The following is a 23,376-nucleotide window of genomic DNA, read 5'->3' on the forward strand; positions in this document are numbered from 1 at the left end:
GCGACCGGTCAGAGGTACTGACCGGTGTTGTGGCCCTCACCGCCGCCCGGCTGAGCGATGCCCGGCATCCCGGGGACCATCCCGCCGGGGCCGCTGGGCAGCGCCTGCCGGCCGCCACGCATCTGCTCCAACTGGACCCGGGCGGCCATCTGCTGGGCCACCAGGGCCGCCTGGATGCCGTGGAACAGGCCCTCCAGCCAGCCGACGAGCTGGGCGTGCGCGATCCGCAGCTCGCCCTCACTGGGGGCCTTGTCCTCGGCGAAGGGCAGCGAGATGCGCTCCAGCTCGTCGCGCAGCTCGGGGGCGAGGCCCTCCTTCAGCTCGACGATCGACCGCTCGTGGATCTCCCGCATCCGGTTGCGGCTGGCGTCGTCCAGGGGTGCGGCCTTCACCTCCTCCAGCAACTGCTTGATCATGCTGCCGATCCGCATCACCTTGGCCGGCTGTTCGACCAGTCGGGTCGGGTCCTCGCCCTGGCCCTCGTCGGTCTGCATCGTGCCGATCGGCCGGCCGTCCGGGCCGACCACCACAACGGTGCCGGAGTGGCCGGAATCGTCGGGGCCGGGCTCGTCGTCTTGTCCAGCGGAGCGCGCTTCGGTCATGGGGTCCATCTTTACCCAGCGAGCGCGACCCATGCCGCCCGGGACCTACTCCCGGGGCCGAAACACCCGGGCGGGGCGCGCTACCGTCGCGCCATGCCTGTCGACCCGCGCGCCGTGCTGACCCGACCCGCGCCGGAACCCGACCGGACCGTCGCGTACGGCGACCACCCGGATCAGGTGGCCGACCTGCGCTTCCCGGCAGGGACCGGCCCCGCGCGACCGCTGGTCGTCGTGGTGCACGGCGGTTTCTGGCGGGCCGAGTACGACCGGCGGCACACCGGCCCGCTCGCGGCCGCTCTCGCTGCCTGCGGCTACCCGGTGGCGCAGCTGGAATACCGGCGGACCGGGCAGCCGGGAGGCGGTTGGCCGGGCACGTTGACCGACGTGCTGACCGGCGTGGCCGAGCTGCCGGCGCTGGCCGCCGAGGCGCTGCCCGGCCGGGTGACCCGGGCCGCGCCGACCCTGCTCGGGCACTCTGCCGGCGGCCACCTGGCGATGTACGTGGCGGCCAGCGCCCCGGCGACGGTGGCCGGGGTGCTCGCCCTGGCCCCGGTCGCCGACCTGGGCGAGGCGTACCGGCGGGACCTGGACGCGGGCGCGGTGGCGGCGTTGCTCGGCGGCGGCCCGGCGGAGGTGCCGGACCGGTACGCGGCGGCGGATCCACGAATGTTGGTACCCATTCGAACACACACCGTAGTCATTCACGGCTCGGAGGATCAACAGGTTCCGGCGGAGATGAGCCGCGAGTTTGTCACAGCAGCCCGTGGCGCAGGATCCGATATCTCCCTTGTTGAACTGCCCGGATGCGAGCATTTCGGGCTGATCGACCCTGAGTCGTCCGCCTGGCCTCAGGTTCTCGACGCTTTGCGGGCCCTGCACGATGATCTATAGCCATTGACGCAGCGTCGCGGACCAGGTAGAACGCCGGAGGGGCGGTGTTCGGCCCTGCAACGCTCCTTGGAAGGAACTCGGTGTCGCAGATGAATCGCAGGCGGGCGCTCCAACTGTTGGCCGCGCTCGGTACCACCGGGTTCGTCGCCGGGTGTGGCTCCGACACCGACGCCCAGCCGGCCGCCGACCGCAGCCCGGTCAAGATCGGGTTGATCACGCCGCAGGGCGGCGGGTTCAAGAGCATCGGCGACGACATCACCAACGGCTTCCAGGTCTTCCTCGACCTGCACGACCAGCGGCTGGGCGGCCACCCCGTCAACCTGCTGACCGCCGACGAGGGTGACACCGCCAAGACCGGCAAGGCCGCCGTCGAAGGCCTGCTCAAGCAGGGCGTGCTGGCGCTCACCGGCGTGGTCAACTCGGCGGTGATGGTCGGCATCCGCGACACCGTCGAGGAAGCCCGCGTCCCGCTGATCGGCTCCAACGCCTCACCGAGCAGCCTGCAGAGCGTCTTCTACATCTGGCGGACGTCGTACGTGCTGGACGAGGCCGGCCGGGCGCTGGGCCGCTACCTGCGCGACCAGCTGCCGGCGAACGGCCGCGTCGCGATCATCATGCCGGAGAACGTCGGCAGCCCGGACGTGGTGCGCGGCTTCCGGCAGGAGTTCGGCGCGACCGACCCGCGCATCTCCGACCCGGTGACCTACACGAGCGCCAACCCCAACCCGGGCAAGACGACGTACGCCTCGGACATCACCAAGGCACTGGCCAAGAAGCCCACGGCCGTCTTCTGCTTCTTCGCCGGGGCTGCCGCTGTGGAGTTCATCAAGCAGCTTCGGGAGAAGTTCGCCGGCCCGGTCTACGCACCCGGCTTCCTCACCGAGGGCTCCGTGCTGGAGAACCTGAAGGACAACGCACTGGGCATCCAGACCGCGCTGAACTACTCGGCCGACCTGAACAACACGTCCAACCGGGTCTTCGCCTCGGCCTACCGCAAGAAGTACCAGGTCACCCCCACCACCTACGCGATGGCGTCGTACGACGCCGCGCAGGTCCTCGACCAGGCCATCCAGCTGACCGGCGGGAAGCCCACGCCGCAGCAGGTCAACCTGGCCCTCGGCAAGATCGGCCAGATCGACAGCCCGCGCGGCATCTGGCAGTTCAACCAGCCGCGCACGCCCCAGCAGAAGTGGTATCTGCGGGAGGTGCAGCGCGACGGTCAGGTCATGTCGAACGTGCTGATCAACGAGCTGGCCACGCTGGGCTGACCGCCCACCCGGAGCACGATTCGGGGCCGGTCTCCCAGTGGGAGGCCGGCCCCGAGACGTCCGCGGGTCAGTGCCGCAGCTCGGCGATGCAGCACTTCACGCTGCCGCCGCCCTTCTTCAGCTCGGCCAGGTCGACCGCCACCGGGTTGTATCCGGCGGCCTTCAGCTTGCCGGCCAGCCGGGTGGCCTCGCTGTTGAGCACCACGTTGGCGCCGTCGCTGACCAGGTTGAGCCCGAAGGCCATCGCGTCCTCGTCGTCGGCGATCACCGCGTCCGGGAAGAGTTGGGTGAGCACCCGCTGGCTGGCCGCGGAGAACGCGCCCGGGAAGTAGACGACGTTCGAGTCGTCGATGGCCGCGAGCGCCACGTCCAGGTGATAGAAGCGAGGGTCGATCAGGCGCAGCGACACCACCGGCCGACCCAACGCCTCCTGCGCCTCGCCGTGCGCCGGAAGCTCGGTGCGGAAGCCGTGCCCGGCCAGGATGAGCCCGCCGTGCGCCTCCGGCACGTACGCGAAGTCGCCCTCGCCCTCGTTGGTCTCGCTCGGTGCGATGAACCGCCAGCCCTGCGACTCGTAGAAGGCGTGGTGAACGGCGGCCTCGGCGGCCCGCTGCTCGTGCTTGAACCGAGCGCCGTACACGCTGCCGTCCACGGTGAAGCCGCCGTTGGCGGCGTAGACCATGTCGGGCAGGCCCTGCTCGGGGGTGAGCAGGTGCACCTCGTGACCGAGGCCGACCAGCGTCTCGCGCAGCCGGTCCCACTGTTTGACGGCCAGGTCCCTGTCGACCGGGGTGGTCACGTCCATCCACGGGTTGATCGCGTACTCAACCGCGAAGTGCTCCGGCGAGCACAAGAGATATGTCCGCTTTCGCGGGACTCGGTGCTGGTTCACGGTCACCAAGAGTAGGTACCGTTGAACTTTGGTAACAGCCACAACCGTTGCTTCCCAGAGGCGGAACGTTGCAGATAGACGCGGTAGACCAGCGGATCATTGCGTTACTCGTCGCCGACGCCCGTGCGTCGTACGCCGACATCGGCACGCGGGTGTCACTCTCCGCCCCGGCAGTCAAGCGTCGCGTCGACCGGCTGCGGGCCACCGGCGTGATCAGGGGATTCACCGCCGTCGTGGATCCGGCCGCCGTCGGGTGGACCACGGAGGCGTTCGTCGAGCTGTTCTGCGCGGGCCGGACCACCCCCGCACAAATCGGGGTGGCCGCACGCCGACACCCGGAGGTGGTCGGCGCGTACACGGTCTCCGGGGAGGCGGACGCCCTCGTGCACCTGCGCGCCGCCGACATCGCCCACCTGGAGGCGGCGCTGGAGCGGCTGCGCGCCGAGTCCTTCGTGACCTCCACCCGCAGCACCATCGTGCTTTCCCGGCTGGTCGAATCCCCGGGCGTGGGTCCCTCCACCCGACCTTGACCTCAAGCCCGCTTCAACAGGTGCAATGGTCGTGGCGTGGCACGAGGCCCGCCGAGGCCGAGGGGGACCACATGCGGGCGATCTGGTTGCGGGAGTTCGGCGGGCCCGACGTGCTGGTGCCGGGCACCGCCCCCGACCCGACGCCCGGCCCCGGGCAGGTGCTGATCGACGTCGCGCACGTGAACATCACCTTCGTCGAGACGCAGCAGCGCTCCGGTCGCTCCGGGCCGTTCCAGGTCACCCCACCGCTGATCCCCGGCAACGGCGTCGGCGGGACGATCACCACCGTTGGGGCGGACGTCGATCCGGCATTGATCGGGCGACGGGTGGTCAGCGCCACCGGCGGCTCCGGCGCCTACGCCGAACGCGCGGTGGTGGACGTGTCCGCACCGATCGAGGTGCCTGCCGGGTTGGCGCTGGACGACGCGGTGGCACTACTGGCCGACGGGCGTACCGCCACCATGCTGATCGAGGCGGTGGGCGTACAACCCGGTGACCGGGTGCTGGTGGAGGCCGCCGCTGGCGGCGTGGGCAGCCTCCTCGTGCAGCTCGCGTCCCGGGCCGGCGCCCGGGTGATCGGCGTCGCCGGCGGGCCCCGCAAGGTGGAGCTGCTGACCGGCCTGGGCGCCGACCTGGCCGTCGACTACCGCCTGCCCGACTGGGCCGACCGCGTCCGAGCTGCGACGGGTGGGGTCGACGTGGTGCTCGACGGGGTCGGCGGGGCGGTGGCCCGAGCGGCATTCGAGCTGCTGGACCCGGGTGGCCGCATGGTCAGCTTCGGATTGGCCAGCGGGGAGTGGTCGCCGGTCTCCGGGGAGGCCGCCACGGCACGGCAGGTCACACTGATCCGGCCGGACGTGCCGCCCGCGCGGCTGCGGGCGTACACCGAGCAGGCCCTGGCGGACGCGGCGGCCGGCCGCCTGCGACCGCTGATCGGCCAGCGATTCCCGCTGGACCGCGCCGCCGACGCGCACGCCGCCATCGAGGCGCGCGCGACGGTCGGCAAGACCCTGCTGGACGTGTCCTAGAGATACATGCCGGTGCGGTGCTCCGAGTCGTCGCGTCGGACCGGCTTGTCGCCCTCACCGAAGAACCGCTTGCCGCCGAACTCGCCGTGCAGACGGTCGTCCAGCTCGTCGGCGAGACCCGTCATCACCTGCACCGCCAGCATCAGGTGGGTGGCCTGGAAGTTGCGGCCGAAGACCGGGATCGACGCCCAGACCGTGTCGTCGGCGCAGTAGAGGCGGCCGATCGGCATCCGGTTGGTCAACTCGGAGAGCTTGACGTAGAGGCGTTCGGTCGGCTCCACCTCGGTGAGAACCGGGGAGAAGACGTCCACCAGAGGTGGATTGTCCCGCACCCGCACGAAGACCATCGCCGAGCCGGCGCGGATGGTGATGTCGCCGTCCGAGTCGATCTGCAACCGGTCGGTGTCCGACTTCAACATCGTGGAGACCACGGTACGGACCCGGTCCGCCAGGTCGAGCACGTCGTCCCGATCGACCTGCGAGGCGGCCGCCTCGGCGAGCGCCTCCTCCAGGTCCGCCTCGACATCGGCGTCCGGGCCGAACTCGCTGCGCGCGGTGCCGAGCGGTTCCGAGGACAGCGGTTCGCCCTCGGCGTCGTGCACCAGATAGACCAGGAAGGCCGGGTGCGGAGCACCGTAGACGTCGCGCAGCGTGCGGGAGAGCAGCGTGGCGACCCTGGTCGACTCGCCCGTCGTGGCGTTCAGCCCGAAGGAACCACCGGAGCCGGGGACCACCCCCGGCGGGGACCAACCGAGCGCGACCATGTCCGCCACCGCGCCCCGGTCCAGTCGGTAGCCCGCCGGCAGGGCGGCGTTTCCCACCGCACGGGCGGACAGCACGCCGTCGGCATCCACGTCGACGCTGATCGAGTAGACGGCGTCTCCGGTGCCGGAGGCGGTCGGGTCCAGCGTCACGTCGAGATGCGCCCCCACCGGAAGGTCCCGCAGTCGCACGGCGAGCGCGCGAGCGAACTCCTGCCACGCCTCGGTCACCTTCGCCCGCAGGTCGGTGGTGCTGGGCTCGTCGAGCAGGATCGATTCCACCGGCTCAGCCGTAGCGCCAGGCAGCTCATCGTGCGGCGCCGAGGGGTGGTCAGCCGTCATGATCGCCTCCGTCCGTCACGATCACCCTACCCACGCCGCCCGTGGGCCGAATCAGCCCGGACCGGGATCGGACAACGGCGGTCAGGGCGCCGTCGGGTCCGCAGGGTCGGCGCCCAGCTCGACGGGCCAGGTGCCCGCCAGCGCGCTGACCCGGGCCGCGGCATCGGCCGGGTCCGCCCCTCGACCAACCGCCAACCCCAGGAGGTACGCGGTGACCGGCGCCCCGGGCCGCAGCACCTGGTGGGCGACGTCCCGGGCCAGATCCAGCACCGCCGGCACGGGCACACCGGCCGGATCCAGATCCAACTCCGTGCACACCGCCGTGACCCAGTCGTCCATCACCGTCATCGCGCCCACTCCTCCGCCCGGCGTACGTCCTCGTCAGTGTCGCAGTCGAACCAGGGCGGCGGGCCGTCGCCGGACCAGGGCACCTCCCGTACGACGAGCCCGGCCAGCAACGCCCGGACCGGCGCCCCGCTCAGGCTGCCGCCGCGCTCGACCGCCAGCCGGTCCAGCCCGGCGCGCAGCGCGGCGACGCGCCAGACACCGCAGAGCGACTGCCGCCGCCCGTCCCCGTCGACGAAGCAGGCCCCGTCGGGCCGTCGCTCGCCACCGCCTGCCGCGGCCTCCTCGGCGACGTGACCCAGCAACTTTCCGATCGCGGAGCGGGTGAGCAGCGGCAGGTCGGCGGCGAGCAGCGCGACAAGTGCCGTGTCGGGATCCAGCAGCGCCAGGCCGGCAGCCGCTGCGGCGACCGGTCCGCCGCCGGGTGGCTCCTCCCGGATGACCCGCACGCCTGCGGGGACGGCGTCGGCCGAACCGACCAGCACCCGGAGCGTGGCATCGCTGACGGCGGCCAGCACCCGGTCTCGCATCGGCCGGCCACCGACCGGAAGCGCGGGTTTGTCGACTCCGCCCATCCGTCGGGCGGCCCCACCCGCGAGCACCACGGCGGCGTACGTCCCCATCCGGCCACCGTAGCCGTGTGGACGCCCCGACGGCGCTGGCCGTGTGGATGCCCAGACGGCGCTGGCCGTGTGGATGCCCAGACGCGCTCGCTGCCGGTGCCTGGTGGCCGGTGGCCGTGCGGGCGTGCCGGCCTGGGGTGGAGGATGGCGGGATGGGACGGGCAACTGATCGACGGGGCGTACTCCGGATCGACCTGGACGCGGCGGCTGACGGACGCGGGTCGGTCCGCCGACCGGACACGCTCGCGGTGGAGGAGCCGCTGGAGATCCGGGTCGGTGCGGCCGGTCCCGGCCGCCGGCGACCGCTCGCCGTCACGATGCGCACCCCGGGCGACGACCTGGACCTGGCCATCGGGTTCCTGCTGACCGAGGGGCTGATCCGGTCGACGGATGACGTGTTGACCGCACAGCTCTGCGCCGGCGCGGAAACGCCGAACACGTACAACGTGGTGGACGTGGTGCTCGCGCCCGGTGTGCCGGAACCGACCACCGATCCGTCCCGGAACTTCTACACGACCAGTTCCTGCGGGGTCTGCGGCAAGGCCAGCATCGACGCGGTCCGCACCCGGTCGCTGTTCCCGGTCTCGGAGGATCCGCTCAGCGTGCCGGCCGCCCTCCTCACCGAACTGCCGGACCGGCTGCGCGCCGCCCAGCGCGGCTTCGATCGGACCGGCGGACTCCACGCGGCGGGGCTGTTCACCCCGGACGGTGAGCTGGTGGTGCTCCGGGAGGACGTGGGCCGGCACAACGCCGTGGACAAGGTGATCGGCTGGGCGGTGCGGGAACGGCGGCTGCCGCTGGCCGGGCACCTGTTGCTGGTCTCCGGACGGGCCAGCTTCGAGCTGACCCAGAAGGCGTGGATGGCGGGGTTGCCGCTGCTGGCCGCTGTGTCCGCGCCGAGCACCCTCGCCGCCGAGTTGGCCGAGGAGGCCGGCATGACGCTGGTCGGCTTCCTGCGCGGCAACACCATGAACGTCTACGCCCGTCCCGAACGGGTCACAGTCTGATCACCAGCTCGTCGAGCAGCCCCAGCCGGATCACGGCATCGCGGGCAACCAGGAAACCGGCGATGCCGAGGACCCAGCCGAGCATGCCGCCGGAGTGGCGTGCGATCCAGCCGTTGAGCCGCACCAGCACCGGCTCGACCAGCCTCGGCCACGCCATTCGCGCCCCGAGCAGCAGCACCGCAGGCAGGACCATGACCACGCAGTAGGCAGCGAGCAACCCCACGATCTCCGCAGCACCGATCCCGGAGGTGGTCAGCAGACCGACCGCACCGAGGTACGGCAGCATCGTCGCCACCTCCGCGAGCGCGGCGAGTAGCGCCAGCCCCACCAGCCAGCGCATCGAGGAGTCACCGGCGGTGACCCGGTCCCGCCACCGCAGCACCCCGCCGCCGCGTGGCCGGCGTTTCCCGTCGTACCGGAAGCTGAGAGCGAACAGCCCAACGCCGAGAACGAGCTGCGCCCAGAGCACCGGCCGGTTGTCCATCGCCCCGCCGAGGACGTCGGCCAGCTGGCTGCCACCCACGGCGAGCAGCAGCCCGACGGCGAAGTAGAAGAGGGCGATGGTGCCCAGGTAGACGAGGATCCGCCGCGCGTTGACCGTGCCGGGCGCGAGCAGCAGCCAGATCGGGATGAAGAGGGTGCCGATGCTGGTGCTGTCGATCAACGCCAGCCCGGCCAGCGACAGCAGCAATTCGGGGGTCACGAGATCATTCTCCGGTGGTTGTGGCGCTGCCGCGTCGGCCGTGGACAGGAGCACCGCCTACATCCTTCGACGGATGCCCTGGACCTTCGCGCACGGATCTGTGATCGACTCGGGTTCGTTGAAATCGGGGTATCGCAGCAGCGGGGACACCCCGAGTTCCGGAAAGCGGAGTCGATCAAGCCCGAGTCGATTAAGCCGGCCCGCCGCCCACTTGGACGCCGCACGCCGATGGCCTCGCCGCCGGGTCGCCTGGTCAGGCCAGGTCAGGCCAGGTCGAGGATGCTCCAGTTGGTCGGCAGCACCTTCGCCGCCAGCTTGGGCTGCACTGTCGCGTAGTGCGCCTCGTGGGTGAGTGCCGCACTGGCGGCCTGACCCAGCGAGATGTCTCCATCAACGGCACGGGCCAACGTGCCGGTGTCCCGCACCTCGGCTGCGTCGAGCGGCAGCAGACAGATCACCGGCGCGCTCATCATCAGGGCCAGCAGCGCCGCGCCGACCTCGTCGCCCGCGCCCGCGATGGCGGCCGCCAGACAGGCGGCCGGGACGGCAACCTGCCTGCCCTCGTCGGCGACCTCCAGCATCAGCTCCCCTACCGAGACGTTGCCCTCGATGTAGGCCGTCAACGCCGACGCGTCGAACACGGCCGCGATCTGATCGCTCATCCGGCCCGTCCCAGCATCCGGCGGCCCTCCGCCAGTGCGTCCGCCGGAATCGGTGTGGCCAGTCGCGCCCGCCACCGCGCCCGGCCCGCCTCGGTCGGCTCAATGCCGGCTCGCCGCAGCACCTCGTGAAGATGCCCGGCGGCCATCTGGGCGCGCACCGCAGCGGTGATCGCGGCCGAGACGTTGGGCTGCTGGTCGAGCCACTCCGCGACGTCGTCGGGGAGGCTCACGGAGCGCTTCACGGTCATGCCCGGCAGCCTACCCACTGTGGTAGCACCCACGGTATTACCACGCTGGTCAGCGGCGGCCACGTCGGCCCCGTCTGCGGGGACGGACCACGCCCGGCATTCCGACCGACGGCCAGCCATCCAGCTCGGACGGGGGCACGCCGCGGCGGAGCAGGTCGTCCAGCAGCACGGCGAGCGAGTAGTCCGGGTGCAGGCTCAACGTGCGTTCCAGTGCGACCGCCGCCAACGCCCCCTGCCCCGCTCGCCACGCCGCGAACGCCAGCAGCGCGCCCGGGGCGGCAACCAACTCCGGCTCGACCCGACGCAGCACGTCGGTCCAGAGGGCGATGTCCCGGTCCCGACCGTCGGTGCGTTCCCAGGCGTGGTCGCGGACCGGCAGGTGGGTCATCAGCAGGCTCAACCAGGCCACCTCGTCGTCGTCGAGCCGCTCACCACGTCGCTGCCGGCGCTGGGCCTCGCGGACCGCCGTCACCCCTGCGGAACGCACCGCACGACCGCCGAGCAGATCGCTCTCGGGCGCCTGCTCGATCAGCTCGGCCAGCCTCAGCCGGGCCCGAGCGGTCGCCGCGCGCGCATCCTCCCGGGCCGAGCCGTCCACGGGTGACACCTGCGCCACGAGGGCGGCCCGGTCGGGGAGCGCGACCTGGCCGGCGAAGACAGCGGATGCGGTCAACGGGTTGGCGTCGGGGTCGTAGCGCCGGCCCTCGGGTGGGCAGCAGTCGGGCTCGGTGCAGAGATAGGACCACCACCGGCCGTCGGTCACCCGCAGCGCGTCGAGCACGTCCATCCCGCCGGCGCTCAGTGCGGCGCGCACCGCGTCCACGGCCGGCGTCACCCGATCGGGTTGCCCGTAGCCGACCACGGTGGCGGCCTCCGCGCCCTGCCGGCGGATCACACCGGCCAGGTGCCGGGCCCGCTCGACCTGGTCGGTCGACGGGTCGGGCAGGTCCGCACGAGCGGCGAAGATGATCTGCCGACCGAGCAACGCCACGGCGACCACGCTGTCGGTGGGATGAAAGCCGAGCAGGTACGGCACCGCGGCGATCAGGTCGGCGGGTGAGCGGACGGCGAGCTGGGGGCGGTCGGTCGAGGTCATGACGGAAGCGTGCGGCGGGTCCGCGCGGCTCGACAGACCCTGTGGATGACACGCGGCTTATCCACAGCTACTCAGAGTGTTTTACCTGTTCAGCCCGCACCTACGGGTTGTCGGAACGGTGTCGGTGTCCTCGGGCGGGACCGTGCTGTCGTGGGGAGCGGTTACGGTGCGCTGATGGACCTGGCGTACCTGCGCGCGCACCCGGCACACCTGCCGACCTTCCGGACCCATCAGCGGCTCCGGGAGACGCCGGTGGCCGGCGGAAACATCTGTGCTGCCGCCCGGCTCACCCTGGACGACGGCCACTCCGTCTTCGCCAAGTCCTGGCCGGAGGGGGCCGACCGACCGGCGCCGGAGGGCTTCTTCGCCGCCGAGGCGGCCGGCCTGCGCTGGCTGCGGGAGGCCGGCGCTGTCGGCGTACCCGAGGTGGTCGTGGCATTGCCGGACCTGCTGGCGCTCGACTGGGTGGAGCCCGGCGAGCCGACGCCGGAGGCCGCGGACCGCTTCGGCCGTGAGTTGGCCGAGCTGCACCGGGCGGGTGCGGCCACCTTCGGCGCCGCGTGGTCCGGTTTCATCGGGTCACTTCCCCAGGACAACACCCCGACCGACGGGCCCTGGTCGACGTGGTTCGCCGAGCGACGCCTCACCCCCTACCTGCGGCGCTCGGTCGACGCCGCTGCGCTGACCAGCGCCGACGTCACAGTGATCGAGCGGGTGATCGAGCGGGTCGGCGGGCTCGGCGGCGACGAGCCACCCGCCCGCATCCACGGCGACCTGTGGCCGGGCAACGTGCTGTGGGGCGCCGACGACCGGGCCTGGCTCGTCGATCCGGCGGCGCATGGCGGGCACCGGGAAACGGATCTTGCCCAGCTCGCCCTCTTCGGCGGCATCCCCCACCTGGATCGGGTGCTGGCCGCCTATCAGGAGAGCTGGCCGTTGCCGGACGGCTGGCGCGAGCGGGTGCCACTGCATCAACTGCATCTGCTGCTCGTGCACACCGCCCTGTTCGGCGGCAGTTACCGAGATGTGGTGGTCCAGACCGCCCGTGCCGCCCTGGGCGGCGCCGAGCGCGCTACGGTCGACAGGTGAGCGCCGCCCCGGGGACCAACGGGGTCCTCGTCGACCGGTACGGCCGCGTCGCCCGGGACCTGCGCGTGTCCCTCACCGACAAGTGCAACCTGCGCTGCACCTACTGCATGCCGGCCGAAGGTCTGCCCTGGCTGGCCGGCCCCGAGTTGCTGACCGACGAGGAGATCGTCCGGCTGGTCCGGGTGGCCGTCGAGCGGCTCGGTGTGACCGAGGTGCGGTTCACCGGCGGTGAACCGCTGATCCGGCCCGGGCTGGTCGGCATCGTGACCGCGGTCGCCGCGTTGCAGCCCCGCCCTCGGATCTCGCTGACCACCAACGGCATCGGGCTGGACCGGCTGGCCCCGGCGCTGAGCGCCGCCGGCCTCGACCGGGTGAACGTCTCACTGGACACTCTGGACGCGGACCGGTTCACCCGGCTCACGCGCCGTCCCCGCCTCGACGCGGTGCTGGCGGGCCTCGCCGGTGCGGCGGCCGCCGGGCTCAGTCCCGTGAAGATCAATTCTGTGCTGATGCGCGGTGTCAACGACGACGAGGCGCCGGCCCTGCTGCGCTTCGCCCTCGACCACGACTATCAACTGCGAATCATCGAGCAGATGCCGTTGGACGCCCAGCACGGCTGGGACCGCAGCACGATGGTCACCGCGGAGGAGATCCTGACCTCCCTGCGGACCGCCTTCGACCTCGGTCCCGACCCGGCGGAGCGGGGCGCGGCACCTGCGGAGACCTGGCTGGTCGACGGCGGCCCCGCCCGGGTCGGTGTGATCGCCAGTGTCACCCGCCCCTTCTGCGGAGACTGCGACCGCACCCGGTTGACCGCGGACGGCCAGGTCCGCGCCTGTCTCTTCGCCACCGAGGAGTCCGACCTGCGTGCCGCCCTGCGCACCGGCGTGGACGACGACGAGCTGGCCCGACGCTGGCGCACCGCGATGTGGGGCAAGCGCGCCGGGCACGGCATCGACGACCCCACCTTCCTCCAGCCGACCCGGCCGATGTCCGCGATCGGGGGCTGAGCCGTGACCCCGGGCCCGCTGACCGTCCGCTACTTCGCGGGCGCCCGCGCCGCCGCCGGCCAGACCGAGGAGGTCCTGCCCGCCAGCCGATCCCTCGACGACCTCACGGCCGAACTGGTGCGACGCCACGGCGACCGGCTCGCCGCAGTGCTACGAGTGGCGAGTTTCCTGGTAAACGGCGTCACCTGTCATGATCGTCAGGCACCCCTGCCGGCCGGGGCCACGATCGATGTCCTGCCCCCGTTCGCGGGCGGCTGAGGGAGGCGCACGCATGTTGGCGGTTCTGGGGTTCGTGGCCGTCCTGGCCCTGATCACCGGCTTGATCCACCTCTACCTGTGGAAGCGGCTCGTTCGGGACACCACCACACCGGGCCGCTGGCGCCGGATCGGCGCGATCGCCGCCCTGGTGCTGGCGCTGCTCGTGCCGGTCACCCTCGCCGGGACGCAGGCCGGGCTCTACTGGCTCGCCTGGCCGGGCTACGTGTGGCTCGCGCTGATGTTCTACCTGCTCGTGGTGCTGATCGTGCTCGAAGTGCCGATGCTGGTCACCCGGCTGGTGCTGCGTCGCCGGGTGGTCGCCGCGGAGCCGACCGCCGCCGCGCCCGAGCCGGTGCTGGTCGGTGCCGCCGGGCCGACCGACCCGCCGGCCGCCGGCGCCGTCGCGGCACCGGATCACGACCCGGGCCGCCGGCTGCTGCTGGCCCGTGGGGCGGCCATCTTCGCCGGCCTCACCGCCGCCGGCACCGTGGGGTACGGCGTCCGCACCGCCCTCGGCCCACCACGACTCGACCGGGTGCAGATCCCGCTCGCCAAGCTCCCCCGCAGCATGGACGGCCTGCGCATCGCCACCGTCTCCGACATCCACCTCGGTCCGCTGCGCGGCCGCGCGCACACCGAGCGGATCGTCGCCGCGATCAACCGCCTCGACGCGGACCTGGTCGCGGTCGTCGGGGACCTGGTCGACGGCTCGGTCGCCGAACTCGGCTCGGCCGCGGCGCCGCTGCGCGACCTGCGCTCCCGTTACGGCAGCTTCTTCGTCACCGGCAACCACGAGTACTACTCGGGGGTGGAGGAGTGGGTCCAGGAGGTCGACCGTCTGGGCCTGCGGGTCCTGCAGAACCGGCGTCAGGAGATCCAGGCCCGGGGTGGCGTGCTGGACCTGGCCGGCGTGAACGACCTGGACGCCACGGGAGACAGCGGCCTGGCGGCCGGGCCGGACTTCGCCGCCGCGCTCGGTGACCGTGATCCGAGTCGCCCGGTGGTGCTGCTCGCCCACCAGCCGCTGGCCGCGGTTGAGGCGGCCCGGTACGGCGTCGACCTGCAACTGTCCGGGCACACCCACGGTGGGCAGATGGTGCCGTTCAACCTGGCCGTGCGGCTGGAGCAGCCGGTGGTCAGCGGGCTCGGCGAGGTCGACGGCACCAAGGTCTACGTGACCAACGGCGCCGGTTTCTGGGGGCCACCCGTCCGGGTCGGCGCCGAGCCGCAGATCAGTCTGGTCGAGTTGCGCTCGGCATAGCGGAGGTCACGTCCGCGCGTGGCGGCGGGCGGCCGGCGCGGCGGGCGTGACAGGATGCGGCGTGCCTCCGTTCAGCGCCGTACCCCCCGGTGGCCTCCCGCCATTCGTCGCGGACCTGCACATCCACTCGAAATACTCGCGCGCGTGCAGCCGCGACCTCACGCTGCCGAATCTCGCGTGGTGGGCCCGGCGTAAGGGCATCGGTCTGCTCGGCACCGGCGACTTCACCCACCCCGCCTGGTACGACCACCTACGGGAGACCCTGCGCCCGGCGGAGCCGGGGTTGTACCGGCTGGACGCCGAGTCGGAACGGGACATCGCCCGCCGGCTGCCGCCGCGGCTCGCCGGGACGGCGGAGGCGGACCCGGTCCGGTTCATGCTGAGCGTGGAGATCTCCACCATCTACAAGCGGGACGACCGGACCCGCAAGGTGCACCACCTGATCTACCTGCCGGACCTGGACGCGGTGGCGCGGTTCAACACCGCGCTTGGCCGGATCGGCAACCTCGGCTCGGACGGCCGGCCGATCCTCGGCCTGGACTCCCGCGACCTGCTGGAGATCACCCTGGAGGCCAGCCCGGACGGCTACCTGGTGCCGGCGCACATCTGGACGCCGTGGTTCTCCGCGCTGGGCTCGAAGTCTGGCTTCGACGCGATCGCGGACTGCTACGCCGACCTGGCCGAGCACATCTTCGCCGTGGAGACCGGTCTCTCCTCCGATCCGGCGATGAACTGGCGGGTCGGCAGCCTGGACGGCTACCAACTGGTGTCCAACTCGGACGCGCACTCCCCGCCGGCCCTGGGGCGGGAGGCGACGGTGCTGACCGCCGAGCGGGACTACTTCGCCGTCCGGGAGGCGCTGCGGACGGGCGACGGCCTGGCCGGCACGATCGAGTTCTTCCCGGAGGAGGGCAAGTACCACGCGGACGGGCACCGGCTGTGTGGGGTCAACTGGTCCCCGGAGCGCACTCGCGCGGCTGGCGGGCGCTGCCCCGAGTGCGGCAAGCCGCTCACCGTCGGCGTCCTCAGCCGCATCGAGGAGCTGGCCGACCGACCGCAGGGGCACCGGCCGGCGCACGCCCGGGACGTCACCCACCTGGTGCCGCTGGCCGAGATCCTCGGCGAGATCAACAAGGTGGGTGCCCGGTCGAAGAAGGTCGAGGGGCGGTTCAACGAGCTTCTCGCCGCGCTCGGCCCTGAGCTGGAGATCCTGACGACGACGCCACTGAGCGACATCGCGCAGGCGGGTGGCGAGCTGCTCGCGGAGGGCATCGGGCGGTTGCGGCGCGGCGACGTCCGCCGGGTGCCGGGTTACGACGGCGAATACGGGGTGATCACCCTCTTCGACCCGGCCGAGCTGGGCGCCCACGCGGGCACGGCACAGGAGACCCTGTTCGACGTACCCGTGCCGGCGCAGCGGCGACCCGCGGAGCCGGCGGCCAAGGCCACGGCCAAGCGCCCGGCGGCGGCCAGGGCGGAGCCGAAGCGCAAGCCGGCGCCGGCACCGCCGATCGCGTCGCCGCCGTCTCCCCACGAACCGTTCGAGCCGATGCTCTCCGGGATGGAGGAGGTCGGCACCGGCCTGCTGGACCGGCTGGACGCGATGCAGCGGGTGGCCGCCTCCGCACCCGGTGGTCCGCTGCTCATCGTGGCTGGTCCGGGCACCGGCAAGACCCGGACGCTCACCCACCGGATCGCCTATCTCTGCGCGGAGCTGAACGTCTTCCCCGAGCACTGCCTGGCGATCACGTTCACCCGCCGGGCCGCCGAGGAGCTGCGGCACCGCCTCGACGCCCTGCTCGGCCCGGTCGCCGAGGACGTCACCGTCGGTACGTTCCACGCGCTGGGGTTGACCATCCTGCGGGAGAACGCGGACGCGGCCGGCCTGCCGGCCGACTTCCGCATCGCCGACGACGCCGAGCGCGCGGCCGCCCGCGCGGAGGCGGGCGACGACAACGCCAGCTACGCGGCGCTGCTGCGCAAGCAGGACCTGGTCGACCTGGACGAGCTGGTGAGCCTGCCGGTGGAGTTGCTGCGGGCCGATCGGAAGCTGGTCGCGCGCTACCGGGACCGCTGGCAGTGGATCTTCGTCGACGAGTACCAGGACGTGGACGCGACGCAGTACGAGCTGCTGCGGCTGCTCAGCCCGGCGGACGGCAACCTGTGCGCGATCGGCGACCCGGATCAGGCGATCTACTCGTTCCGGGGCGCCGACGTCGGCTACTTCCTGCGCTTCTCCGCGGACTTCACGGACGCGCGGTTGGTGCGGCTCAACCGCAACTACCGCTCATCGGCGCCGATCCTGGCCGCCGCCGTGCAGGCCATCGCACCGTCCTCGCTGGTTCGTGGCCGGCGACTGGACCCGGCCCGGCTCGACCCGGAGGCCCCGTTGGTCGGGCGCTACCCGGCGGCGTCGGTGGCCGAGGAGGCCGACTTCGTGGTCCGTACCGTCGACGAACTGGTCGGCGGGCTGTCCCACCGCTCGCTGGACTCGGGTCGGATCGACGGCCGGTCCACCTCGTTGTCCTTCTCCGACATCGCCGTGCTGTACCGCACCGACGCGCAGGCCGCGCCGGTCGTCGACGCCCTGACCCGGGCCAACATCCCGGTGCAGAAGCGGTCACACGACCGGCTGCGGGACCGGCCCGGGGTGGCGGCCATCGCCCGCGAGCTGCGGCACGCCGACGGGCTGGCCGGCTCGCTGGCCGCCCGGGTGCGGCTGGCCGGCCAGGTGGTCGCCGAGCGGTTCGCCGTGCCCACCCTGGACGGCGCCGCCAGCACGGTCCGTCCGGATGACGTCCGCTCGGCCGTGGACCTGCTGACCCCGCTGGCCCGGCGCTGCGGCGACGACCTGGAGACGTTCCTGTCGCAACTGGCCACCGGAGCGGAGGTGGACGCGCTCGATCCGCGCGCGGAGGCGGTCACGCTGCTCACCCTGCACGCCGCGAAGGGCCTGGAGTTCCCGGTGGTCTTCCTGGTCGGCGTCGAGGACGGGTTGCTGCCGCTGCGCTGGCCGGGCTCCACGCCCGACGAGGACGCGGTCGCAGAGGAGCGGCGGCTCTTCTTCGTCGGCCTGACCCGCGCCCAGGACCGGCTGTACGTCACGCACGCGGCCCGCCGGACCCGGCACGGTGTGGAGCGGGACTGCGCCCCGTCACCGTTCCTCGGCGTCATCGACCCCGGCCTGTTCGAGCGGTTCGGTGAGGCCGAGCCGCGCCGTCCGAAGGACCGCCAGCTCCGGTTGATCTGACGATCGCCACGCCGTCCCGGCCACGGTGCCGGCGATCGGTCCGGTGGGGCGCCGGGGCATCACCCTGAGGAACGCCGGTCAGCCGACGAGCACGCCGAGCCACGCGCCAGCGAGCAGAGCCGGCCCGAGCGGCAGCAGCGTGTCCCGACGTACCCGCCGCGCCGCGAGCAGACCGAGCACCAGAGCACCATGCAGCACATGCGCCAGGATCAGCCCGGTGAGCAGGGCGTCCCGGCCCAGGCAGCCAAGCGGCAGGCCGAGGACGGCAGCGAGTTTCACGTCCCCGAAGCCCAGCCGGGAGCCGGGGAGCAAGGCCAGCAGCACGTGCGCCGCCCCGGCGACGACCGAGCCGGCCAGCGCGCCGAGCAGCCGGTCCGGGTCGTCGGCCAGCACCGCCACGCCGGCCAGGCCGGCGAGGGCCAGCAACCCGGCGGCGAGGACGAGCGGGTTGGGCAGCCGCAGGCAGGCCAGGTCGACCGCAGCCAGCACCAGCCCCACCGCCGCCAACGCGAGGAACACCGGCAGCGCCGGGTCGTCACCCCGAGCGACGGCGAGGCTGCCGTACACGACGGCCGCCACCGTCGGGCCGAGCAGGACCCAGGCACCGCGCACAGGTCGCGGCCGGGTCGGCGGGGTCGCGAAACGCCGGGCCAGCGAGGGTACGACGAGACCGACCAGCCCGCCGAGCAACGCCACCCCGACCAGTGCAGCGGTCGGCATGAGCCGGACGTTAGCTGTGGTCGCCCGTCGGCGCGGTCCCCGATCGCGCTTCCGCGCTCACCCGACGGGGGCGTTCGGTGCTCACCACCAGGGCCACCCCAGCGACGATGACCGCACCGCCGAGCAGCACCTGCGGGGTGATCGGCTCGGCGACCAGCAGCGCGCCGAGGGCCACCGCGACCGCCGGGTTGACGTAGGCGTACGTCGACACCAGCGAGATGGGCGCGTTGTGCAGCAGCCAGACGTAGGCGGTGAACGCGACCAGCGAGCCGGCCACCATGAGGTAGCCCAACGCCAGCCAGGATCGGGTGCTGACCGCGGCCGGGTGGAAGTCCCCCAACTCGCCCCGACCGGCGGCGACGACGGCCAACACCAGCGCGCCGGCCACCATCTCGTACACCGTGGCCACGAAGGGGTCGGCCGGCATCCGGATCCGTCCGGACAGGAACGACCCGACCGACCAGGAGGTGGCCGCTGCCACCACGGTCAACGCCCCCACCAGCGGTACGGCGTCCGAGCTGCCGGCGGGCAGCACCAGCAGGACCAGACCGGCGAAACCCACTGTGACCCCGGCGAACGTCCAGAGCGGCGGCCGGTCCCCGTTGGCGGAGCGCAACAGCACCACGAGCAGCGGGACGGTCGCGACCAGCAGCGCGGCGATGCCGGAGGGCACCGCCACCCCGGGCGGTCCGGATTCGGCGAGCACCACCAGTCCGTTGCCGCCGGCGAGCAGGAGCACCCCGACCAGCGCGGCGGAGCCGAGTTGCCGGCGGTCCACCCGCAGTGCGCCGGGTCCTCGGCGGAGCCGCAGCACCGCCGCCAGGATCAGTCCGGCCACGGCGAACCGCAGTGCGGCCGACAGCAGCGGTGGCAGCGTCTCCACTGTGATGCGGATGGCCAGATAGGTGGAACCCCAGAGCAGGTAGACCACGATCAACGCGGTCCAGATCAGGGTCGGCGTGGCGCCGGCGCGGCGGCCGGCGAGGGCTGCGGCGCTCGGTGGAGGTGAGCTCATCAGTGGACCACGCTACGGTGACCTCGGAGTCGGCGTCCCGCATTGGTGGCCGGCCTCTCACCACTCGTGCAGGAGGGCGGCATGACGAACTACGGACCACCGGGTGGCGGCAACCCGGGACCGTGGCGTGGACAACGACCCGACGAGACGCCCGGACGGCCGGTGCAGCAGCCGTACCCGCCAGCAGCGGAGCCCTACCCGCCGGCGGTCCCGTCCTACCCGCACGCACCCCAGGGGCATCCCGGGCCGTACAACGGCCCACCCGCCGCACCTTACGGTGGCGGAGCGCAGCCGCCCTACGGCCGTGAGCAGGGTGCCCCCTACGGCGGGGCCGAGACGCCCTACGGTCGCGAACCCGGTGCGCCCTACGGCGGCTCGTACGGGTCGACAGGGGTGAACCCGACGTACGGCGGGCAGCCGTACCGGCCGGAGGGCGATCCGTACGGCGGCGATCCCTACGGTGGTGATCCGGCTCCGGCACCGCGCCGGCGCGGTCGAGGGCCGCTGATCGCGGTGCTGGCCGTCGTACTGCTGCTGGTGGTGGTGGCCGGCGGTGCGTTCTGGTTCCTGCGCGGGCAGGGCGACGACGCGGCGCCGGTGGCCGCGCCGTCCGGTTCGGCCGTCGCCGGTGACCCCAGCGCGGGCACGGACGCTGCCGAGCCGGCGCCGAGTGCCGCAGCGCCGGAGTCGTCGGCCGATCCCCGCTTCGCCAAGGTCGGCCAGTGCGTCCGTAACGAGGGCGCCGCAGGCGGCAAGCCCAAGTTGGTGATCAGCGGTTGCGCCGCGAAGTCGTACGAGGTGCTGAGCCGGATCGACGGCGCCACCAGCGGCGAGCGGGACGCCGAGGCCAAGTGCGGCAAGGTCGAGGGCTACACGAACTGGTACTTCTTCGACAGCGAGCTGGACACCCTCGACTTCGTCCTCTGCCTCAAGCAACGCTGAGACCACCCGGGGATGACATGACGACCTACGGACCAGCGGGCTCCGGTCAGCCGGACGACCCTTACCAACGCCCACCCACCGGGTCCGACGGCTCGCCACCGGTCGATCCGACAGTGCCCCAGTGGGGCCCGCCGCCGCCCGCCGAGGATCCGACCCGGCAGGAGTGGGGCCCGGCACCGAGCAGTGGGGAGCCGCCCACCGCGCCGATGTGGGCACCGCCGACCGCCAACCCGGAGCCGCCGACCGCGCCGATGTGGGCGCCCCCGCCCACCTCCGGCCCGGGCTATCCACCGCCCGGTCCGTTCCCGCCCGCCGGTCCGATGCCGGGTCAGCAGCCCACGCCGTGGGGTCAACCGCCTCCCGGCGGCTACGGGATGCCGCCCGCCGCACCGGTGAAGAAGACCGGCGGCAGGATCGCCCTCATCGTCACGCTGGTGGTGCTGCTCGTGCTCTGCCCGTGCCTCGGCCTGGCCGGTTGGGCGGTCTGGAAGATCGCCGACGCCAGCGACGACGTCGCGCCCAGGCCGTCGTCGAGCGCGCCGGTCTTTCCACCCGCCCTGCCCAGCGACGCACCGCCGTCGGCGGCACCGACCCCGGCCCGGGAGTTCGCCAGGGGCGACTGCGTGGTGAACGAGGGCACCGAGGAAAACGCGGAGCTGCGCAAGGTGCCGTGCGGTCCGAACACCTACCAGGTGCTGCTGCGGATTCCGGCGACCACCGACGGGGACCGGTGCGAGACGCTCGCGCCGCAGGCGACCGCGAACTACGTGCACGACAACTCGGTCGACCTGTTCGACTACGTGCTCTGTCTGAAGAAGCGGTAGCTCACGATTGCCGAAACTAGGGCTGTCTAGCGTCCAAGCTAGACAGCCCTAGTTTTGTCTCGACGGTGTCGACACGCCGGTAGCCCCATCTATCCATGTCTAGCCCCGCAGCTAGATGGCCCGATACTCTCCGATGCGTGGATCCCGTCCGCAATCCGTACGCGCCGGGCGCCGGCCAGCGCCCGCCCGAACTCGCCGGGCGGGGGCGGGAGCTGGACGTCTTCGACATCGTGCTGGAACGCATCGCACGGGGGCGCCCCGAACGCAGCCTGATGCTCACCGGGCTGCGTGGCGTCGGCAAGACGGTCCTGCTCAACACGCTCCGGTCGCAGGCGATCAACCGCCTCTGGGGCAGCGGCAAGATCGAGGCACGTCCGGACCAGTCGTTGCGTCGCCCGGTCGCCGCCGCGCTGCACATGGCGGTCCGGGAGCTCGCCCCCCGACACCGCGCGCCCGATCGGATCGACGCGTTCCTCGGCGTCCTCAAGGCCTTCGCCCAACGATCCGCCCCGACCGGCCGGGCCGGTGTCGCCCCGAAGCTGCGCGACCGGTGGCAACCCGGCATCGACGTGCCGGCGGCCAGCGGCCGCGCCGACTCCGGCGACATCGAGATCGACCTGGTCGAGTTGCTCAGCGACGCCGCCGCAGTGGCCAGTGACGTGGGCACCGGCATCGCCATCTTCATCGACGAGATGCAGGATCTCGGCCCGGAGGACGTGTCGGCGCTCTGCGCCGCCTGTCACGAGCTGTCCCAGCTCGGCGCGCCGCTGATCGTCGTCGGCGCCGGCCTGCCGCACCTGCCGGCGGTGCTCAGCGCCGCCAAGTCCTACTCCGAACGGTTGTTCCGCTACCAGCGCATCGACCGGCTCGACCGTATCGCCGCCGACCAGGCGCTCTGCGCGCCCGCCGAACGCGAGGAGGTCGAGTACGAGCAGAAGGCACTCGACCTGCTCTACGAGAAGTCCGGCGGCTATCCCTACTTCGTCCAGGCGTACGGCAAGGCAACCTGGGATCACGCCCCGCGCTCGCCGATCACCGCCGCCGACGTACGGGTCGCCGCGCCCGAGGCGGAGGCCGAGCTGGCGGTCGGGTTCTTCGGCTCCCGGTTCGAACGGGCCACCCCCGCCGAACGCGAGTACATGCGGGCGATGGCCACGATGTCCGCGGTCGAGGGCGAGTCCGGAGCGGTGGTCCGCGACGACATGGATGCGGCCGTGCCCACCGCCGAGATCGCCCGGGCCCTCGGCCGCAAGCCCGCCAGCCTCTCGCCGGCGCGGGACGCGCTGATCAAGAAGGGGCTCATCTACTCCGGTGAGCGGGGCACTGTTGCCTTCACCGTGCCGCACTTCGGCAGGTACCTGCGCACCCAACCGGCCTGACCGCCGACCGGGGCGACAGGGTCAGACCTTCGACCAGGGCGTCGGAAAGAGCACCTCGCCGCGGGGCGGGGGGCCCTCCTCGCTGGTGGACGGCGGCAGCACCAACGCCTGCCAGGGCTCACCGAGACCAGCCCACGGGCCCGTCAGGCCCAGCTCCGTTGCCGGGCTGAAGCCGAACCGGCGGTAGAAGGCCGGGTCACCGAGGACCACGACCAGCCGCTCGCCCAGCTCGGTGGAGGCGTCCAGTGCGGCCTGCACGACCGCCGTGCCGTGCCCGACGCGCTGCCGGTGCGGTGCGACCGCCACCGGGCCGAGGGCCAGCACGGGCACGTCCGAGCCTCGCTCCGGCCGCACACGCACCCGGGTGAGCAGCGCGTACCCGACCACCTCGCCGCCGTACTCGGCGACCATGGCCAGCTGCGGCAGCCAGGCGGGGGTGCCGCGCAACTCGTTGACCAGGATCACCTCCGGCGGCGTTGCCACGTCGGGGCGGGCGAAGGCGGCGGCCAGCACGCGGCGTACCGGGCCGGCGTCGGCCGGGTCCTCGGGGCGTAGCCGCAGCGTGGTCACCCGCGCGACGTTACCCTCCGCAGCCGGTCCATCCGTGACGGTCGCTCGAATCGGCGTGGC

The 23,376-nt window shown here is 72.6% G+C and carries 25 protein-coding genes; 13 read left to right on the forward strand and 12 right to left on the reverse strand.

Going from position 1 to position 23,376, the window contains the following annotated elements:
* Window positions 1–8: 8 nt before the first annotated feature.
* The gene (locus tag GA0070619_RS27705) at window positions 9–611 is read right to left on the reverse strand and encodes a bacterial proteasome activator family protein (RefSeq protein ID WP_088950739.1); all 603 of its coding nucleotides are present in this window, start codon (window positions 609–611) and stop codon (window positions 9–11) included.
* A gap of 84 nt (window positions 612–695) precedes the next feature.
* Between GA0070619_RS27705 and GA0070619_RS27710 the strand changes: the two genes are divergently transcribed.
* Both GA0070619_RS27710 and GA0070619_RS27715 read left to right on the forward strand, forming a co-directional pair.
* Complete coding sequence (locus tag GA0070619_RS27710; RefSeq protein WP_088950740.1) at window positions 696–1,493, forward strand: alpha/beta hydrolase family protein; 798 nt, start codon at window positions 696–698, stop codon at window positions 1,491–1,493.
* Between the two features lie 80 nt (window positions 1,494–1,573).
* Complete coding sequence (locus GA0070619_RS27715) at window positions 1,574–2,761, forward strand: ABC transporter substrate-binding protein (protein ID WP_088950741.1); 1,188 nt, start codon at window positions 1,574–1,576, stop codon at window positions 2,759–2,761.
* Between the two features lie 67 nt (window positions 2,762–2,828).
* On the opposite strand, the gene ddaH is transcribed toward GA0070619_RS27715, so the two are convergent.
* On the reverse strand, window positions 2,829–3,662 hold the full coding sequence (gene ddaH / locus GA0070619_RS27720) for a dimethylargininase (RefSeq protein ID WP_197699576.1): 834 nt from the start codon (window positions 3,660–3,662) through the stop codon (window positions 2,829–2,831).
* Between the two features lie 59 nt (window positions 3,663–3,721).
* On the opposite strand from ddaH, the gene GA0070619_RS27725 reads away from it, so the two are divergent.
* Together GA0070619_RS27725 and GA0070619_RS27730 are read left to right on the forward strand one after the other, a co-directional pair.
* Window positions 3,722–4,183: an Lrp/AsnC family transcriptional regulator gene (locus GA0070619_RS27725; protein WP_088950743.1), complete on the forward strand. Its 462-nt coding sequence runs from the start codon at window positions 3,722–3,724 to the stop codon at window positions 4,181–4,183.
* Between the two features lie 71 nt (window positions 4,184–4,254).
* Complete coding sequence (locus GA0070619_RS27730) at window positions 4,255–5,211, forward strand: zinc-binding dehydrogenase (RefSeq protein WP_088950744.1); 957 nt, start codon at window positions 4,255–4,257, stop codon at window positions 5,209–5,211.
* On the opposite strand, the gene GA0070619_RS27735 is transcribed toward GA0070619_RS27730, so the two are convergent.
* From GA0070619_RS27735 to mobA, 3 genes are all read right to left on the reverse strand, one after another.
* Window positions 5,208–6,314: a T3SS (YopN, CesT) and YbjN peptide-binding chaperone 1 gene (locus tag GA0070619_RS27735; RefSeq protein WP_088950745.1), complete on the reverse strand. Its 1,107-nt coding sequence runs from the start codon at window positions 6,312–6,314 to the stop codon at window positions 5,208–5,210. The two genes, GA0070619_RS27730 and GA0070619_RS27735, sit on opposite strands and share 4 nt — an antisense overlap.
* Window positions 6,315–6,395: 81 nt before the next feature.
* The gene (locus GA0070619_RS27740; protein ID WP_088952096.1) at window positions 6,396–6,662 is read right to left on the reverse strand and encodes a DUF6457 domain-containing protein; all 267 of its coding nucleotides are present in this window, start codon (window positions 6,660–6,662) and stop codon (window positions 6,396–6,398) included.
* Complete coding sequence (mobA, locus tag GA0070619_RS27745; RefSeq protein WP_088950746.1) at window positions 6,659–7,282, reverse strand: molybdenum cofactor guanylyltransferase; 624 nt, start codon at window positions 7,280–7,282, stop codon at window positions 6,659–6,661. The genes GA0070619_RS27740 and mobA overlap by 4 nt, the downstream gene beginning before the upstream one ends.
* 152 nt (window positions 7,283–7,434) lie before the next feature.
* Here mobA and fdhD point away from each other — a divergent pair, with 152 nt between their 5' ends.
* Window positions 7,435–8,289, forward strand: a complete 855-nt coding sequence (gene fdhD, locus GA0070619_RS27750; RefSeq protein ID WP_088950747.1) for a formate dehydrogenase accessory sulfurtransferase FdhD — start codon at window positions 7,435–7,437, stop codon at window positions 8,287–8,289.
* Here the strand turns inward: fdhD and GA0070619_RS27755 are convergent.
* The 4 genes from GA0070619_RS27755 to GA0070619_RS27770 all read right to left on the reverse strand — a co-directional run bounded on the left by GA0070619_RS27755 (window position 8,279) and on the right by GA0070619_RS27770 (window position 10,998).
* Complete coding sequence (locus GA0070619_RS27755; protein WP_088950748.1) at window positions 8,279–8,992, reverse strand: GAP family protein; 714 nt, start codon at window positions 8,990–8,992, stop codon at window positions 8,279–8,281. The genes fdhD and GA0070619_RS27755 overlap by 11 nt on opposite strands.
* A 263-nt stretch (window positions 8,993–9,255) precedes the next feature.
* The gene (locus GA0070619_RS27760; RefSeq protein WP_088950749.1) at window positions 9,256–9,654 is read right to left on the reverse strand and encodes a hypothetical protein; all 399 of its coding nucleotides are present in this window, start codon (window positions 9,652–9,654) and stop codon (window positions 9,256–9,258) included.
* The gene (locus GA0070619_RS27765) at window positions 9,651–9,902 is read right to left on the reverse strand and encodes a hypothetical protein (RefSeq protein ID WP_088950750.1); all 252 of its coding nucleotides are present in this window, start codon (window positions 9,900–9,902) and stop codon (window positions 9,651–9,653) included. The genes GA0070619_RS27760 and GA0070619_RS27765 overlap by 4 nt, the downstream gene beginning before the upstream one ends.
* Window positions 9,903–9,951: 49 nt before the next feature.
* Window positions 9,952–10,998, reverse strand: coding sequence for a DUF4192 domain-containing protein (locus tag GA0070619_RS27770; RefSeq protein WP_088950751.1), 1,047 nt, complete (start codon window positions 10,996–10,998; stop codon window positions 9,952–9,954).
* A gap of 174 nt (window positions 10,999–11,172) precedes the next feature.
* Here GA0070619_RS27770 and GA0070619_RS27775 point away from each other — a divergent pair, with 174 nt between their 5' ends.
* The 5 genes from GA0070619_RS27775 to GA0070619_RS27795 all read left to right on the forward strand — a co-directional run bounded on the left by GA0070619_RS27775 (window position 11,173) and on the right by GA0070619_RS27795 (window position 17,866).
* A complete protein-coding gene (locus GA0070619_RS27775; protein WP_088952097.1) occupies window positions 11,173–12,087 on the forward strand; it encodes a fructosamine kinase family protein in 915 nt (304 codons plus the stop codon).
* Entirely contained in the window at window positions 12,084–13,097 is a 1,014-nt protein-coding gene (moaA, locus tag GA0070619_RS27780; protein ID WP_088950752.1) for a GTP 3',8-cyclase MoaA, read from the forward strand. Before GA0070619_RS27775 ends, moaA begins: the two co-directional genes overlap by 4 nt.
* A gap of 3 nt (window positions 13,098–13,100) precedes the next feature.
* Window positions 13,101–13,355 (forward strand): MoaD/ThiS family protein, encoded by a 255-nt coding sequence (locus GA0070619_RS27785; RefSeq protein ID WP_088950753.1) that lies wholly within the window; start codon window positions 13,101–13,103, stop codon window positions 13,353–13,355.
* Between the two features lie 13 nt (window positions 13,356–13,368).
* Window positions 13,369–14,616: a metallophosphoesterase gene (locus tag GA0070619_RS27790; RefSeq protein ID WP_088950754.1), complete on the forward strand. Its 1,248-nt coding sequence runs from the start codon at window positions 13,369–13,371 to the stop codon at window positions 14,614–14,616.
* Window positions 14,617–14,677: 61 nt separating this feature from the next.
* Window positions 14,678–17,866 (forward strand): UvrD-helicase domain-containing protein, encoded by a 3,189-nt coding sequence (locus GA0070619_RS27795; protein WP_088950755.1) that lies wholly within the window; start codon window positions 14,678–14,680, stop codon window positions 17,864–17,866.
* A gap of 78 nt (window positions 17,867–17,944) precedes the next feature.
* On the opposite strand, the gene GA0070619_RS27800 is transcribed toward GA0070619_RS27795, so the two are convergent.
* Together GA0070619_RS27800 and GA0070619_RS27805 are read right to left on the reverse strand one after the other, a co-directional pair.
* On the reverse strand, window positions 17,945–18,586 hold the full coding sequence (locus GA0070619_RS27800; protein ID WP_088950756.1) for an A24 family peptidase: 642 nt from the start codon (window positions 18,584–18,586) through the stop codon (window positions 17,945–17,947).
* 10 nt (window positions 18,587–18,596) lie between these two features.
* Complete coding sequence (locus tag GA0070619_RS27805) at window positions 18,597–19,601, reverse strand: EamA family transporter (RefSeq protein WP_172862131.1); 1,005 nt, start codon at window positions 19,599–19,601, stop codon at window positions 18,597–18,599.
* A gap of 393 nt (window positions 19,602–19,994) precedes the next feature.
* On the opposite strand from GA0070619_RS27805, the gene GA0070619_RS32905 reads away from it, so the two are divergent.
* The 3 genes from GA0070619_RS32905 (at window position 19,995) to GA0070619_RS27820 (ending at window position 22,746) form a co-directional block, all read left to right on the forward strand.
* Window positions 19,995–20,543 carry an LppU/SCO3897 family protein gene (locus GA0070619_RS32905; protein WP_172862249.1) on the forward strand — a complete coding sequence of 183 codons (549 nt, stop codon included), beginning with the start codon at window positions 19,995–19,997 and terminating at the stop codon, window positions 20,541–20,543.
* Window positions 20,544–20,917: 374 nt separating this feature from the next.
* Window positions 20,918–21,367 carry an LppU/SCO3897 family protein gene (locus GA0070619_RS33985; protein WP_088952100.1) on the forward strand — a complete coding sequence of 150 codons (450 nt, stop codon included), beginning with the start codon at window positions 20,918–20,920 and terminating at the stop codon, window positions 21,365–21,367.
* Between the two features lie 137 nt (window positions 21,368–21,504).
* The gene (locus tag GA0070619_RS27820; protein WP_088950757.1) at window positions 21,505–22,746 is read left to right on the forward strand and encodes an ATP-binding protein; all 1,242 of its coding nucleotides are present in this window, start codon (window positions 21,505–21,507) and stop codon (window positions 22,744–22,746) included.
* A gap of 21 nt (window positions 22,747–22,767) precedes the next feature.
* Here the strand turns inward: GA0070619_RS27820 and GA0070619_RS27825 are convergent, their stop codons facing one another.
* Entirely contained in the window at window positions 22,768–23,316 is a 549-nt protein-coding gene (locus tag GA0070619_RS27825) for a GNAT family N-acetyltransferase (protein WP_088950758.1), read from the reverse strand.
* Window positions 23,317–23,376 lie beyond the last annotated feature (60 nt).

This window comes from Micromonospora zamorensis (genome assembly GCF_900090275.1).
GTDB lineage: Bacteria > Actinomycetota > Actinomycetes > Mycobacteriales > Micromonosporaceae > Micromonospora > Micromonospora zamorensis.

Coding starts and splice junctions, on each gene's coding strand:
- GA0070619_RS27705 (WP_088950739.1), bottom strand. CDS start 611: ATGGACCCCATGACCGAAGCGCGCTCCGCTGGACAAGACGACGAGCCC.
- GA0070619_RS27710 (WP_088950740.1), top strand. CDS start 696: ATGCCTGTCGACCCGCGCGCCGTGCTGACCCGACCCGCGCCGGAACCC.
- GA0070619_RS27730 (WP_088950744.1), top strand. CDS start 4,255: ATGCGGGCGATCTGGTTGCGGGAGTTCGGCGGGCCCGACGTGCTGGTG.
- GA0070619_RS27735 (WP_088950745.1), bottom strand. CDS start 6,314: ATGACGGCTGACCACCCCTCGGCGCCGCACGATGAGCTGCCTGGCGCT.
- GA0070619_RS27740 (WP_088952096.1), bottom strand. CDS start 6,662: ATGACGGTGATGGACGACTGGGTCACGGCGGTGTGCACGGAGTTGGAT.
- mobA (WP_088950746.1), bottom strand. CDS start 7,282: ATGGGGACGTACGCCGCCGTGGTGCTCGCGGGTGGGGCCGCCCGACGG.
- fdhD (WP_088950747.1), top strand. CDS start 7,435: ATGGGACGGGCAACTGATCGACGGGGCGTACTCCGGATCGACCTGGAC.
- GA0070619_RS27760 (WP_088950749.1), bottom strand. CDS start 9,654: ATGAGCGATCAGATCGCGGCCGTGTTCGACGCGTCGGCGTTGACGGCC.
- GA0070619_RS27765 (WP_088950750.1), bottom strand. CDS start 9,902: ATGACCGTGAAGCGCTCCGTGAGCCTCCCCGACGACGTCGCGGAGTGG.
- GA0070619_RS27770 (WP_088950751.1), bottom strand. CDS start 10,998: ATGACCTCGACCGACCGCCCCCAGCTCGCCGTCCGCTCACCCGCCGAC.
- GA0070619_RS27775 (WP_088952097.1), top strand. CDS start 11,173: ATGGACCTGGCGTACCTGCGCGCGCACCCGGCACACCTGCCGACCTTC.
- GA0070619_RS27790 (WP_088950754.1), top strand. CDS start 13,369: ATGTTGGCGGTTCTGGGGTTCGTGGCCGTCCTGGCCCTGATCACCGGC.
- GA0070619_RS27800 (WP_088950756.1), bottom strand. CDS start 18,586: ATGCCGACCGCTGCACTGGTCGGGGTGGCGTTGCTCGGCGGGCTGGTC.
- GA0070619_RS27805 (WP_172862131.1), bottom strand. CDS start 19,601: ATGAGCTCACCTCCACCGAGCGCCGCAGCCCTCGCCGGCCGCCGCGCC.
- GA0070619_RS33985 (WP_088952100.1), top strand. CDS start 20,918: ATGCCGCCCGCCGCACCGGTGAAGAAGACCGGCGGCAGGATCGCCCTC.